Annotated in this window: 12 protein-coding genes; 11 read left to right on the top strand and 1 reads right to left on the bottom strand. The window is 64.8% G+C overall.

All coding sequences use genetic code 11. The annotated features are described in order from the left end of the window. Nucleotides 1-9 precede the first annotated feature (9 nt). The 8 genes from MYCSM_RS16000 (at nucleotide 10) to MYCSM_RS15965 (ending at nucleotide 7,871) form a co-directional block, all read left to right on the top strand. A complete protein-coding gene (locus MYCSM_RS16000) occupies nucleotides 10-1,602 on the top strand; it encodes a permease (protein WP_015307203.1) in 1,593 nt (530 codons plus the stop codon). Nucleotides 1,603-1,692: 90 nt separating this feature from the next. Next, nucleotides 1,693-2,040, top strand: coding sequence for a DoxX family protein (locus tag MYCSM_RS15995; RefSeq protein ID WP_015307202.1), 348 nt, complete (start codon nucleotides 1,693-1,695; stop codon nucleotides 2,038-2,040). Between the two features lie 90 nt (nucleotides 2,041-2,130). Next, nucleotides 2,131-2,721 carry a TetR/AcrR family transcriptional regulator gene (locus MYCSM_RS15990; protein WP_015307201.1) on the top strand — a complete coding sequence of 197 codons (591 nt, stop codon included), beginning with the start codon at nucleotides 2,131-2,133 and terminating at the stop codon, nucleotides 2,719-2,721. Then, complete coding sequence (locus MYCSM_RS15985; protein WP_015307200.1) at nucleotides 2,714-3,775, top strand: hypothetical protein; 1,062 nt, start codon at nucleotides 2,714-2,716, stop codon at nucleotides 3,773-3,775. Before MYCSM_RS15990 ends, MYCSM_RS15985 begins: the two co-directional genes overlap by 8 nt. Beyond that, nucleotides 3,711-5,384, top strand: a complete 1,674-nt coding sequence (locus MYCSM_RS15980) for a tetratricopeptide repeat protein (protein WP_015307199.1) — start codon at nucleotides 3,711-3,713, stop codon at nucleotides 5,382-5,384. The genes MYCSM_RS15985 and MYCSM_RS15980 overlap by 65 nt, the downstream gene beginning before the upstream one ends. A gap of 72 nt (nucleotides 5,385-5,456) precedes the next feature. Next, nucleotides 5,457-6,107 (top strand): rhomboid-like protein, encoded by a 651-nt coding sequence (locus tag MYCSM_RS15975; RefSeq protein WP_015307198.1) that lies wholly within the window; start codon nucleotides 5,457-5,459, stop codon nucleotides 6,105-6,107. Nucleotides 6,108-6,117: 10 nt separating this feature from the next. Then, nucleotides 6,118-6,597: a nucleoside deaminase gene (locus MYCSM_RS15970; protein ID WP_015307197.1), complete on the top strand. Its 480-nt coding sequence runs from the start codon at nucleotides 6,118-6,120 to the stop codon at nucleotides 6,595-6,597. After that, on the top strand, nucleotides 6,594-7,871 hold the full coding sequence (locus MYCSM_RS15965) for an alpha-amylase family protein (protein ID WP_015307196.1): 1,278 nt from the start codon (nucleotides 6,594-6,596) through the stop codon (nucleotides 7,869-7,871). Before MYCSM_RS15970 ends, MYCSM_RS15965 begins: the two co-directional genes overlap by 4 nt. On the opposite strand, the gene MYCSM_RS15960 is transcribed toward MYCSM_RS15965, so the two are convergent. Then, on the bottom strand, nucleotides 7,855-8,301 hold the full coding sequence (locus tag MYCSM_RS15960) for a DUF1810 domain-containing protein (protein ID WP_015307195.1): 447 nt from the start codon (nucleotides 8,299-8,301) through the stop codon (nucleotides 7,855-7,857). The genes MYCSM_RS15965 and MYCSM_RS15960 overlap by 17 nt on opposite strands. Before the next feature lie 75 nt (nucleotides 8,302-8,376). On the opposite strand from MYCSM_RS15960, the gene MYCSM_RS15955 reads away from it, so the two are divergent. Genes MYCSM_RS15955 through MYCSM_RS15945 form a run of 3 tightly spaced genes read left to right on the top strand, consistent with a single transcriptional unit; the run spans nucleotide 8,377 to nucleotide 13,268 of the window. Next, on the top strand, nucleotides 8,377-10,611 hold the full coding sequence (locus MYCSM_RS15955; RefSeq protein ID WP_015307194.1) for an adenylate/guanylate cyclase domain-containing protein: 2,235 nt from the start codon (nucleotides 8,377-8,379) through the stop codon (nucleotides 10,609-10,611). Beyond that, nucleotides 10,608-12,011, top strand: coding sequence for a mechanosensitive ion channel domain-containing protein (locus MYCSM_RS15950; RefSeq protein WP_015307193.1), 1,404 nt, complete (start codon nucleotides 10,608-10,610; stop codon nucleotides 12,009-12,011). The genes MYCSM_RS15955 and MYCSM_RS15950 overlap by 4 nt, the downstream gene beginning before the upstream one ends. A 12-nt stretch (nucleotides 12,012-12,023) precedes the next feature. Continuing rightward, nucleotides 12,024-13,268 carry an alpha-hydroxy acid oxidase gene (locus MYCSM_RS15945; RefSeq protein WP_015307192.1) on the top strand — a complete coding sequence of 415 codons (1,245 nt, stop codon included), beginning with the start codon at nucleotides 12,024-12,026 and terminating at the stop codon, nucleotides 13,266-13,268. The last annotated feature ends 80 nt before the right edge of the window (nucleotides 13,269-13,348 follow it).

The following is a 13,348-nucleotide window of genomic DNA, read 5'->3' as shown; positions in this document are numbered from 1 at the left end:
GGACTCTCAATGACAACCGACATCACGAAGCCGGCCGACCCGCCGGTCGAGCCCGCGCCGACGAGGCTGCCGTTCTGGACTCGCGGCGACACCAATGCGTTCTTCGGTCTCGGGTTCAACATTTTGGTCAACGTCCTGACGCTGACCGGCCTGATGATCGGCGTCGTGTCGGTTCCTGCGGGCGACGTCCTCGGCACCGTGCTGCCCGCACTCGGGGTGGCGTTGATCCTCGGCAACCTGTACTACACATTCCTGGCGCGCAGGCTGGCCCGGCGGGAGAACCGCGATGACGTGACCGCGCTGCCGTACGGGCCCAGCGTGCCGCACATGTTCATCGTGGTGTTCGTCGTGATGCTGCCGGTGTACCTCAAAACCAAGGACCCGATTCAGTCGTGGTCGGCCGGGCTGGCGTGGGCATTCATGATCGGCGTGATCGTGATGATCGGCGCGTTCGTCGGGCCCTACATCCGAGCGCTCACGCCGCGCGCGGCGATGCTCGGAACGCTGGCAGGCATTTCGATCACGTTCATCTCGATGCGACCCGCCGCGCAGATGTGGGAGGCGGCGTGGATCGGCCTGCCCGTCATGGCCATCATCCTGATCGGGTTCTTCACCAACGTGAAGTTGCCGTTCGGTATCCCGGTCGGGCTGGCCGCGCTGCTCGTCGGGACGGCGATCGGCTGGATCGGCGGTTTCATGTCCGCACCCGATGTGGGCAAGGCGATCTCCGACATCGCCATCGGTATTCCAGACCTGCGATTGGATCTGCTCTTCCACGGGCTGTCGAACTTGGCGCCGCTGCTGGGCACCGCAATCCCGTTGGGCGTCTACAACTTCACCGAGGCGATGAGCAACGTGGAGAGCGCCGCCGCCGCAGGGGACAACTTCAACCTGCGCAGCGTCCTGCTCGCCGATGGCGCGGGCGCGGTCATCGGCTCGGCATTCGGCTCGCCGTTTCCGCCGGCGGTCTATATCGGCCATCCTGGCTGGAAGGACGCGGGCGGTCGGGCCAACTATTCACTGGCCAGCGGCGTCATGATCGGAATCCTTTGCTTCCTCGGCCTTTTCGGGGTTCTCGACGCGCTGCTTCCGGTGCCCGCGATCGTGCCGATCCTGCTCTACATCGGTCTGCTGATCGGTGCGCAGGCATTCCAGGCGGTGCCACGGTTGCACGCCGTCGCGGTGGTCGCCGCGCTGCTGCCGAACCTTGCGCAATGGGCCAGCGGACTGATCGACAACGCACTCAACGCGGCGGGCACGTCGGCAGGCAAGGTCGGCGCCGACGCGCTGAACAAGGCCGGCGTGGTGTACGACGGGCTGCAGACACTCGGCGAGGGCGCGGTGCTCGTCGGCCTGATTCTTGGCACCATGGTCACGTTCATCCTCGAGAAGAAGTTCGTCTACGCGGCGATCGCGTCGTTCGTAGGCGCGGTGTTGTCGTTCATCGGCCTCATCCACGCACCCGAGGTGGCGTGGGCGGCCAATCCGCAGGTCGCGCTCGGCTACGTGTTCTTCGGAATCGTTTGCCTCGCATACTCATTCTTGCCGGGCGCCAAGGACCCGGTGGAGATCGACGAGGCCGACGTCGTGGCGGGCCACTAGTCCCCGCGAACAGACGCAAAATGCTCCGACACGCCGACGAATTCGGACTTTTGCGTCTGCTCGCCGTGAAAACTCTTAGTCTGCTGGGTGATGGACACCGCCACCGTAGTCGTGACGATCCTGCTCGCGACGCTTTTCACGTTCGCCGCGAGCATCAAGCTGCTCGGTGTCCCGCAATCGCTGGCCATCCGCGATCACCTCGGCGTCAAGCCGCTGCAGTGGCGGCTGATCGGCCTGTGCGAACTCGCAGGCGTCGCCGGGGCGCTCATTGGTCTGATGTGGGCGCCGATCGGAATCGCCGCCGCGATCGGCCTTGCGCTGCTGTCAGTCGGGGCCATCGCGTTTCATCTGCGGGCCTCCGACGGCGTCAAGGACACGTCGGCTGCCGTGATCGGGCTCGCACTAGCGGTGGCCACCGCCGTACTGCACACGCTCTGAAGTAGCGACCGTCACACCAGCTCATACAGGTGTCTTAGATTACCTAAACTTTCGTGGTCAACTGTCTACGAAATCGCTTACGCTGCTCGTATGGCCGCGCGAGCGCACAGCATCGATCCCCGCGCAGAACGGGTCCGCACCCGGCTGCGCGAGGCTGCGTTCGCGTTGGCGCATGAGCGGCCGGTCGACGAGCTGACCGTCGGCGACATCGTCGCCCGCGCGGAGGTCAGCCGACAGGGCTTCTATCAACACTTCACCGATCGCGACGACGCGATCGCGACCGCATTCACCGTGGCGTCCGCCGCGGCGACTGCTGACATCGGCGGCGACGCCCGCGCCCGCATCCTCCGGCTGTTCGACTTCGCTGCCGAGCACCGGTCCATGTACCGCAATATCGTGCCCAGCGCGGTGACGCAGCGGGTGGTGACGGCGTTCCGCGCCGAACTGCAGCCGGCGTGCGAGGAGATCGCGACGAACGGCATGCCGGTGGTCTCCCCGATCGCCGGCCTCACCCCGGAATCAGTCACCCGGTTTCTGGTCGGCGGGTTCATGGAGGTGCTGCGGGCGTGGATGGAAGAACCCGACTCGACCGACCTGAGCGGTCGCGCCAGCGCGGCGCTCGACACCGTCAACGCCCTACTCGGACTCACCACATCTTCGAAAGGTCCACACAATGGCTAAACACCAAGCCCCCGAACGGCACCCGCTGCGCGATCGCGCCGCAGTCCGCACCGTGGCTCTCGCGATGGTCGGGCTCACGCTCTTCGTGCTCGCCATGATCGCCAGTTACTCCGGTGCCTTCGCCAAACCGGCACTGCATCACATGTCCGTGGCCGTCGCAGGCCCACAGCAGCTCGTGGACGGCGTCCGCGGCCAGGACACGTTGAGCGTCACCGAAGTTGGTGACGCCGCGGCCGCGCGCCAGCAGGTCTACGAGCGCAAGGTCGACGCCGCGTACGTCGTCACCCCGCCCGGCGAGTTGAAGATCTACGTCGCGGGCGGCGGCGGCAAGAGCGTGGCCACCGCGGCGGAGACCGTCGGCCGCGCGATCGCCTCGAAGGCCGGGCTCCCTGCGTCAGTTGAAGATGTCGCCCCGGCCTCGACCGGCGATCCGTCCGGCACCGTCGAGTTCTACGCGATCATCTTCATCTCGATCGGCGCCTCGGTCGGCGCAACGGTGTTGGGTCGCCTGATGGGCACCGTTCGCACCGCGCTGACGCTGGCGCTGCGGACCGCGACGCTCGCCGGGTTCTCGACGCTACTGGCCGGCGCAGTGACGGTTTACGTCGACGTGATTCTTGGCGCGCTGACCGGCCACACCTGGCAAGTGTTCGGCGCGCTGTGGCTGTACGCGATGGCCGTCGGCGGAGCGATCACCGGTGTCGCGGCGGCGTTCGGCTCGGCCGCATCGATGGCCCTGACCGCGTTCTTGGTTGTGATCGGGAACGCGGCGGCCGCTGGTCCGGTGGGCCGGCCGCTGCTGTCGGGCTTCTATTCGACGTTCACCACGATCGTGCCGCAGGGCTCCGGTGTCTCTCTGTTGCGCAGCGTCTCCTACTTCGGCGGCAACGGCGCGCAGACCCCACTTGTGACGCTGGCGATCTGGGGTGCGGCGGGATGCGTGCTCGCAATCGCCGCGACCGCTTCGCGAGTGAATTATCGTGCGATCTATGAGCGTTTCGCTTCCCGCGATCGGGCCGTATTACGATCTCGGGTCCTATCACCGGCCGATTGAGACTCCGTCGCCGCAGGCCCAGATCTGGTTCGATCGCGGCATGGTCTGGGCCTACGCGTTCAACCACGAAGAGGCAGTCCGCTGCTTTGACCGCGCGCTGGAACTCGATCCCGATCTCGCGATCGCGCGCTGGGGCGTCGCCTACTCGATCGGGCCCAACTACAACAAGGCGTGGGAGGCGTTCGACCCCGTCGATTTGTCCGCGTCGCTGGCGCGAGCGCGGATGGAACTCGGCCTCGCCGCCAAAGGACGCGCATCTGCCGTCGAACACGGGCTGATCGAGGCGCTGCAGGCCCGCTTCCCCACCGACGACCCCGAAGACGCGGCCGCGCTACAGGACGGGCACGCTGCGTACGCCGACGCCATGGTCACGCTGTCCGAGGTGTACCCGGACGACGTCGACGTGCAGGCGCTGACCGCCGACGCGCTGGTCAACATCACCGCATGGGCGTTGTGGGACACCAGAACCGGCGAGCCTGCGCCCGGCTCGCGGGTAGTGGAAGCCAAGCGGATTCTCGATGACGAGCTGGCCACTCCGGCAGGTCGCGAGCACCCCGGTGTGCTGCACCTGTACCTGCACACCATGGAGATGTCGGGCACCCCGCAGGACGCGCTGCCCGCGGCCGATCTGCTGCGAGGACTGGTACCCGACGCGGGACACCTCGAGCACATGCCTAGCCACATCGACGTGCTGTGCGGCAACTACCGCGATTCCGTGGTGGCGAATCTGTCTGCGGTGCGAGCCGATCGACAGTTCGTCGAGCGTGCGGGGCCACTGAACTTCTACTCGCTCTACCGTGCGCACAATCTACATTTCATCGTCTACTCGGCGATGTTCGAGGGCAACTCGCGCGCCGCGTTCGAGGCGGCCGATGAACTCTCCGACCAGCTCACCCCGGAGCTGCTGGCCGTCGAGTCACCGCCGATGGCCGACTGGCTGGAAGCGTTCGTGCCGTTGAGGATTCACGTGCTGGTGCGGTTCGGTCGGTGGGACGAATTGATCGCGCAACCCCTTCCCGATGACGTTGAGTTGTACTGCGCGACCACCGCAACCATTCACTACGGCCGCGGCGTCGCGCACGCCGCGAAAGCCCAACTGCCGCAGGCGCGTGCCGAACGCGAAGCGTTCACCGAGGCGTACGCTCGCATCCCCGACACCCGCTATCTGTTCAACAACACTGCCCGCGACATCCTGGCGGTCGCTGCCGAGATGCTCGACGGCGAAATCGCCTACCGTGCAGGGCTATTCGACGAGGCTTTCGCGCATCTGCGCCGCGCCATCGAAGTCGACGACGCACTCCCGTATGACGAACCGTGGGGGTGGATGCAACCGACTCGGCACGCATATGGCGCGCTGCTGCTGGAGCAGGGTCGCGTCGAGGAGGCCGCGCAGGTATACGCCGCCGACCTCGGTCTGGACCCCACACTGGCACGGCCATGCCAGCATCCGGGCAACGTATGGAGCCTGCACGGTTATCACGAATGCCTGCAACGGCTGGGCCGCACCGATGAGGCGGCGATCATCGGCCAACAACTCGACCTGCTCAAGGCGCGCGCCGACGTGCCGATTCTGGCGTCGTGCGCGTGTCGGCTCGAGGTCTGTCACTAAGCCTCAACCGAAGCCCGATCACCGCCACCGCATCGCCATGAAGCGCCCACCCGACGTCATCGGTCAAACAGGATGTGCGCGTGGACCGTCGATGAGTGCCAGACTCATCGCGTGGAGACGGTTTGGCGCTATGTGAAAACCGCGCCGCTGACGTACACCTGGCTCGTCGTGCTGCTTGTCACGACGATCATTCAGCACTCCATCCCCGCGCGACACGTACACGCGTTGCTGCAGAAGGAGTCGACGAACCTCCACCACTTGGCTTCTGATCCCATCAGGGTCCTGATCCAGAGCCTGCTGTGGATCGACGGCAAATACTGGTGGCCGTACCTCATCGTGTTCACGCTGTTTCTCGCGCCCGCCGAGCGGTGGCTCGGACAACTGCGATGGCTGGCTGTCGGACTCGGGTGTCACCTCGGCGCCACCTATCTGGGCGAGGGTTATCTCTACTGGCGCATCCAGGAAGCGGCGTCCTCGCCGCGCCTGATCGACGCGCGCGACATCGGCGTGAGCTACTTCGTCGTCGGCATTGTCGGCGTGCTCACCTATCGCATTCCTCGGCCGTGGCGATGGCTCTACCTCGTCGGCGCATTCGCCGTGTTCGGTGTTGTGCTGGCCGTCAAACGCGACTTCACCAACGTCGGCCACTTCACGGCGCTGTTGATCGGGCTGGCGTGCTACCCGCTGACCCGGTCGCCTCGACGCGAGCCCGTGGCTGCGTAAACTCCGGCGTGTGGCGATCAGCGACGACGATCTCGAACACCTGCGCCGCTGCGTGGAACTTGCGCGGGTGGCTCTGGAAAGCGGTGACCAGCCGTTCGGCTCGATCCTGGTGGACGGCGACGGCACCACGCTGTTCGAGGATCACAACCGCGTCAAGGACGGCGACGAAACCCGCCACCCCGAATTCGCGATCGCGCAGTGGGCCGTCGCTAACCTGACTCCCGACCAACGCGCCCGCGCGACTGTGTACACGTCCGGTGAGCACTGTCCGATGTGTTCAGCCGCGCACGCGTGGGTCGGGTTGAGCCGCATCGTCTACGCCGCGTCGTCGGAGCAGTTGAGCCAGTGGCTGCTCGAATGGGGCGCACCGCCGTCGCCCGTGGCGGCGCTCCCGATCAATACCGTCGCGCCCGGGGTGACCGCCGATGGGCCCGCATCAGGGTTGACCGAAACCATGAAGGCGCTCTACAAGGCGAAGTTCAAGCCGTGAGTGAGCCGGCTTGGGTCGAGCACGTGATCTGGTGGCAGGTCTACCCCCTCGGCTTCGTCGGCGCGTATCCCGCCGACTCGGCGCCCACCGCCGACGAACACCGGATGCGCCGAATCGTCGACTGGTTCGACCACGCCGTCGCACTCGGCGCGTCGGGCATCGCGCTCGGCCCTGTGTTCGCGTCTCGCACGCACGGCTACGACACGACCGACCACTACCGCATCGACTCACGACTGGGTGATGATTCCGACTTCGACCACCTGATCGCCGAAGCGCACCGACGCGGGTTGCGGGTATTACTCGACGGCGTGTTCAACCACGTCGCCACCGACTTCGCGCGCGCGGAGTGGTTTCGCAAGCGTGGCAACACCCTTGACACGTTCGAAGGCCACGGCGAGCTGATCGCACTGGACCATGACAACCCCGACGTCATCGATTACACCGTCGACGTGATGATCCATTGGCTGCGCCGCGGTGCCGACGGGTGGCGCCTGGATGCCGCCTATGCCGTCCCCGACCATTTCTGGGCGGCCGCCCTGCCTCGCGTGCGCGCAGAGTTTCCCGACGCGTGGTTCGTCGGCGAGGTCATCCACGGCGACTACGCCGCGCGCGTGCGGGATTCCGGCTTCGACTCCGTCACTCAGTACGAGCTGTGGAAGGCGGTCTGGAGCAGCCTCAACGACGGCAACTTCCACGAGCTCAACTGGGCGCTGGTGCGGCACAACGAGTTTCTCGACGACTTCGTGCCCATGACCTTCGTCGGCAACCACGACGTCACCCGGATCGCCAGCCAGCTGGCCAACACCCGACACCTCGAACACGCGCTGGTGCTCCTGTTGACCACCGGCGGGACACCGAGCGTTTATGCCGGCGACGAGTCGGCCTATCGCGGGGTCAAGGAGGAACGATTCGGCGGCGACGACGCTGTGCGGCCCGAATTCACCGCTCCCCTGATGGGTGTCGACGAACATGGCCACGACATCTACCGACTGCACCAATATTTGATCGGGCTGCGCCGACGTCACCCGTGGCTGCACACCGCGCGGACCACGAAGCTGCAGCTGACCAATCGGCAGTACGTCTACGAGACCCGTAACGGCGCCGACGTGCTGCTGGTGGCGCTCAACATCGACGACGCTCCATTGCCGATATCGCTGAGCGGGCTGGGCTTCGGACAGGGTCAGCTGGTGGCGGGCTCGGGCGCGCCGCCGCAGTCAATCGTCGCCGAGGCCGAGGTTGAGCCACACGGCTGGCTGATCATCGCTCCGTGTTGAGCAGCTCAACGGTGGCCGGATCCTCTTCGCCGTCGTAGAACTTGTCGAGCACCGCCAGAAATCCGGCCTGCGTTTCGGGGTCGTCGCTCGCACGGGCGAACAGGGTCATCGACGAACGCACCTTCAGGTTGTCGGGCCAGCCGAAGATCTCGTCGACGGAGCGGCCCTCGATCGCCGCGACCAACCCGGTGCACTCGCGTAGCCGGGCTCCGAGCACAGGGTGCGCCAGGTAAGCGCGCGCCTCGTCGACCGTGGAAATGCCGTAGTGCTGTGCGGTGGCGCTGCGACCAAGCCCCCGCAGCTGCGGAAACACGAACCAGATCCAATGGCTGCGCTTGGCCCCGCTGCGCAATTCGGTGAGCACGGTGTCGTACACGCGATCCTGTGCCTCGACGAAGCGTTGCAGATCGAACAGATCTGTCCCCTTCACAGCTGTCCTCCCTTTGGACCAGTGGTTTTCAAGCTAGTCTGCGTGATCGACGCCGTTCGACAGAGAAGGAAGCCGATGCTGCAATCGTCAGACGACAGCGCTGCGGTGACAGGCTCGTCGACGGTGGATCCAGCCGCGGCAGAGGCCCCTGACGAGCAAGGCTCCGGCTCACGGAGGTTCAATCGCCTACGTCGGCGCAGGCTGCTCTCGCGGTTCTCGATCCAGTCGAAACTCGTCCTGATGATGGTGCTGTGCACGATCATCTCGACGGCGGTGGTCGGGTTGATCGCCTTTCAGGCCGGCCGGAGCTCGCTGCGCACCCAGGTGTTCAACCGGTTGACCGAGGTGCGCGAGTCACAGTCACGGGCGCTCAACACAGAATTCAAAGACCTCAAAAATTCATTGGTCATCTATTCGCGAAGCGCAACAGCCGTCGACGCTGTCAATGCATTTAGCGCCGGCTTCGATCAATTGGCCACAACGCCGATCGATCCCGCGCAGCAACAGGCGATCGTCGACTACTACAACAAGAGTTTCGTCAAAGAAACCGAGCAGTACAGCGACGCCAAACTCGACGTCAGCGCGCTACTACCGGTGACAAACGCGCAGAAGTACCTTCAGGCCAACTACACGGCGCAGCGCAAGTCCGACGATGTCGCCATCGGGATCGACGACGCTCGCGACGGCAGCGCCTGGTCTGCCGCCAACGCGCGCTTTCAAGACTTCTTTCGCCAAATCGTCACGCGGTTCGAATTTCAGGATGCCCTGCTGCTGGATACTCGGGGGAACGTCGTCTATTCCGCGTACAAAGACGTCGATCTTGGCACCAACATCCTCACCGGCCCCTACAACGAATCGAAGCTGCGTGACGCCTATGACAAGGCACTGGCCTCCAACGCTCTGGACTATGTCGGGATAACCGACTTCGAGATCTACCAGCCCGCGGAGAACCAGCCCACCGCGTGGCTGGTGGCCCCTGTGGGTAGCGGTGGACGCACCGTCGGGGTGATGGCGCTGCAGTATCCGATTACCAAGATCAACCGATTGATCACCTTCGACAAGCAGTGGGCCGCTTCCGGAATGGGCAACACCGGCGAGACCTTCTTGGCCGGACCCGACGACCTCATGCGCTCAGATTCCCGCGTCTTTCTGCAGGACCCGGCCCAGTACAAGCGCGATGTGATCGCGGCCGGTACATCCGCCGATGTCGCAGACACGGCGATTCGGCTGGGCGGCACTACGTTGGTGCAGCCCATCGCGACCGACGCCACCCGGGAGGCACAGCGCGGCCTAACCGGAACCACTATTGCAACGGACTACCTCGGTCATGAAACGCTGCAGGCCTACGCCCCGGTGCAAATTGAGGACACCGGACTGCACTGGTCCATCGTCGCCAAGATCAACACCAGCGAGGCCTTTGCGCGCGAGTCCTCGTTCACGAGAACGATGGTGTTGTCCGTGACCGCAATCATCTTTGCCGTCTGCCTGGCGGCGATGTTCCTGGCCCAGGTTTTCCTGCGACCACTGCGGAGGCTGGAGGCCGGCGTGCAAAGGATCAGCGCCGGCGACTACGACGTGGCAATACCAGTGGAATCGCGAGATGAAATCGGCGATCTGACAGAGGCATTCAACGAGATGAGTCGCAACCTCGGAATCAAGGAGGAACTGCTCAATGAGCAGCGCCGGGAGAACGACCGGTTGCTCCTGTCGCTGATGCCCGAGCAAGTCGTTGAGCGTTATCGTCAGGGTGAGGAGCTCATCGCCCAGGATCACCACGATGTCAGCGTTGTCTTCGCCGACATCGTCGGCTTGGATCGGCTGCAGGCCGAGCTCAGCTCCGAAGACCTGTTGGCAACCACCAATGAGCTGACACGCCAAATCGACGCCGCTGCCGAAGATCTCGGCGTTGAACCGGTCCGCACCGTGCACAACGGCTATCTGGCCAGCTGCGGACTCAACGTAGCGCGGCTCGACAATGTCCGTCGCACAGTCGATTTCGCACTTGAGGCTCAGCGCATCATCGATCGGTTCAGCAGCGAAACCGGATATCGGTTGGGGTTGCGTGCCGGCATTGACACCGGCCCAGTCAGCAGCGGGCTAGTGGGACGATCCTCGATCGTCTACGACATGTGGGGAGCCGCGGTCAATCTCGCATACCAGGCTCAAAGCGGTTCGTCCGAGCTGGGAATCTACGTCACTCAGCGGGTGTACGAGACGATCGGTGACGCCAAGATCTTCACCTCCGCCGGTGCAATCACGATCGACGGGGTCCAGCAGCCCATCTGGCGGGTGTCGGAGCGTCCGACGTGAACGACATCCTGGCCTCTTCGTGGTTCTACTGGGCCATCGGGGTCGCGCTGGGATTACCGCTCGGCCTGATCCTTCTCACCGAGTGGCAGCACGCTCTCGCCCGCAAGAAGAGCTATCTGGTCAGACCCGTCAGCCTCTTGCGGAACTACCTTCTTCCACTTGGCGCCCTGCTTCTGCTGCTCGTCAAGGCGACCGAACTGCCCACGCGGGAAACGTCGGTCAAAATAATCGCGACGCTGTTCGGCTTCATGGTGCTGGTGCTGCTGCTTTCGGGAGTCAACGCGACCCTGTTTCAGGCGGCTCCTCAGGGCACGTGGCGCCAACGTGTGCCGGCGATCTTTGTCGACGTCGCCCGATTCCTTCTGATCTCCGTCGGCCTGGCCATCATCTTCTCGTATGTATGGGGTGCGCATGTTGGCGGACTGTTCACCGCATTGGGTGTTACCTCGATCGTCATCGGCCTGACGCTGCAGAACTCCGTTGGGCAGATTATCTCGGGCCTGCTCATGCTGTTCGAACAGCCCTTCCGGCTCGGGGACTGGATCGAGACGTCTACGGTGCGCGGTCGCGTCGTCGAAGTCAACTGGCGCGCAGTGCATATCGATACCGGCAGCGGATTGCAGATCACGCCGAACTCGGTGTTGGCGGTCGCGTCATTCGCGAATCTGAGCCGACCGCCCGGTACGCACAAGATCAAGATCACCACAACCTTCTCGATCGATGACCCCCCCGACCGCGTGTGTGCGATGTTGTCGCGGATAGCGAGTGAACTTCCACAACTAAGGACCGGCAGCAGTCCGACGACCGTTCCGCTGGGCGGCCTTCAATACAGCACGAGTATCCCGCTGCACTCACCGGCCGATGATGGACCTGCCAAGTCCAATTTCCTGCGGTGGATCTGGTACGCGGCACGCCGCGAGGGTCTTCACCTCGACGAGGCCGAGGATGAATTCGCTACGCCTGAAATCGTCGAACGCGCAATCCGCACGGCCGTTGCGCCGCTATTGCGGTTGACCCCGGCAGATCAACAGCTGCTGACACCGCATGCGATGGTCTTGCGGTATGGCTCTGACGAGGTGATCCAGCACGTCGGTGACGTGCCAGCCCAGATGACCTTCATTGTGGCGGGTCGTGTCCGGCTGACCGTTCCGGTCGACGATGGCTCGCTGGTACCCATCACGACGCTCCACGAGGGATCATTCCTGGGACAGACTGCGTTGACGCGGCAAGCGGTATTGGCCAATGCTCAGGCGCTGGACGAGGTGACCGTTGTGCAAATCGGTCGAGACCACATCGAAGAGGTGCTGCAGCGCAAGCCGGCGCTCTTGCATGAGTTCGGCCGGCTCATTGAGGAGAGACGCAACCATGTCAAGCGGACATTGGCCGCAGCCGGCGACTAGTGGGTTGGCACGATGAAGCGACGCGTGCCCCGGCCCAGCGAACTGGCGCCACTCATCGGCTTCCGCAAGCCGCAACTGAACACCACGGCGCGGCGACTGCAGTCGGCGCTGACCATCGAGGACTTGCGTCGAATCGCCAAGCGCCGCACCCCCAAAGCGGCGTTCGACTACACCGACGGCGCCGCCGAAGGTGAGCTGTCGCTGGCCCGCGCGCGACAGGCGTTCCGCGACATCGAGTTTCACCCGTCGATCCTGCGAAACGTGGAGAAGGTCGACACCGGACGCACAGTGCTCGGCGACCACGTCGCGTTGCCGTTCGGGATAGCACCGACGGGTTTCACCCGGCTGATGCAGACCGAGGGTGAGATCGCAGGCGCCCATGCCGCGGCCCGCGCCGGCATCCCGTTCTCCCTCTCGACGCTGGGCACCTGTTCCATCGAAGACGTGAAGGCGGCAAACCCGCACGGCCGCAATTGGTTTCAGCTGTACATGTGGAAAGACCGGGACCGGTCCATGGCACTGGTGGAACGCGCGGCCGCAGCAGGCTTCGACACGCTGCTGGTCACCGTCGACGTTCCGGTGGCCGGCGCACGGTTGCGCGACACCCGCAACGGCATGTCGATCCCTCCGACGCTGACGCTGCGCACGGTGCTGGATGCGGTGCCGCGCCCGCGCTGGTGGTTCGACCTGCTGACCACCGAGCCGTTGTCGTTCGCATCGCTGGACCGGTGGCCGGGGACCGTCGCGCAGTACCTGGACACCATGTTCGACCCGACGGTGACGTTCGAGGATCTCGCGTGGATCAAGACGCAGTGGCCGAACAAGTTGGTGGTCAAGGGAATCCAGACACTGGCCGATGCCCGTGCCGTCGTCGACCTCGGTGTCGACGGGGTGCTGCTGTCCAATCACGGCGGTCGCCAGCTCGACCGCGCCCCGGTGCCGTTCCACCTGCTGCCTGCCGTCGCACGCGAGCTCGGCGGCGATGCCGAGATTTTGCTGGACACCGGGATCATGTCCGGTGCCGACATCGTCGCCGCGATTGCGCTCGGCGCGCGGTTCACCCTCGTCGGACGCGCCTACCTGTACGGCTTGATGGCCGGCGGTGAGGCGGGCGTCGAGCGGGCAATCGAGATCCTGTCCGGGCAGGTCACACGCACGATGCGGCTGCTCGGCGTGACCTCGTTGGACGAGTTGACGCCGCACCACGTGACACAGCTGTACCGGCTCGGGCGCGGCGCACCGGGCATCGGCGGCTAGTCACAGCTGTAACTCTGTTCCCACAGGTCACACGCCATATCGCGGGTTCTCGAGTCCGGCCCGAGTCAGAATCGTTAGCC

It is taken from the genome of Mycobacterium sp. JS623 (assembly GCF_000328565.1).
Taxonomy (GTDB): domain Bacteria; phylum Actinomycetota; class Actinomycetes; order Mycobacteriales; family Mycobacteriaceae; genus Mycobacterium.
This window is presented reverse-complemented; position numbering and strand designations above follow the sequence as displayed.

What these genes read in the sequence shown, in the direction of transcription:
- MYCSM_RS16000 (WP_015307203.1), top strand. Translation starts at nt 10, where the DNA reads ATGACAACCGACATCACGAAGCCGGCCGACCCGCCGGTCGAGCCCGCG.
- MYCSM_RS15995 (WP_015307202.1), top strand. Translation starts at nt 1,693, where the DNA reads ATGGACACCGCCACCGTAGTCGTGACGATCCTGCTCGCGACGCTTTTC.
- MYCSM_RS15990 (WP_015307201.1), top strand. Translation starts at nt 2,131, where the DNA reads ATGGCCGCGCGAGCGCACAGCATCGATCCCCGCGCAGAACGGGTCCGC.
- MYCSM_RS15985 (WP_015307200.1), top strand. Translation starts at nt 2,714, where the DNA reads ATGGCTAAACACCAAGCCCCCGAACGGCACCCGCTGCGCGATCGCGCC.
- MYCSM_RS15980 (WP_015307199.1), top strand. Translation starts at nt 3,711, where the DNA reads ATGAGCGTTTCGCTTCCCGCGATCGGGCCGTATTACGATCTCGGGTCC.
- MYCSM_RS15975 (WP_015307198.1), top strand. Translation starts at nt 5,457, where the DNA reads ATGTGCGCGTGGACCGTCGATGAGTGCCAGACTCATCGCGTGGAGACG.
- MYCSM_RS15955 (WP_015307194.1), top strand. Translation starts at nt 8,377, where the DNA reads ATGCTGCAATCGTCAGACGACAGCGCTGCGGTGACAGGCTCGTCGACG.
- MYCSM_RS15945 (WP_015307192.1), top strand. Translation starts at nt 12,024, where the DNA reads ATGAAGCGACGCGTGCCCCGGCCCAGCGAACTGGCGCCACTCATCGGC.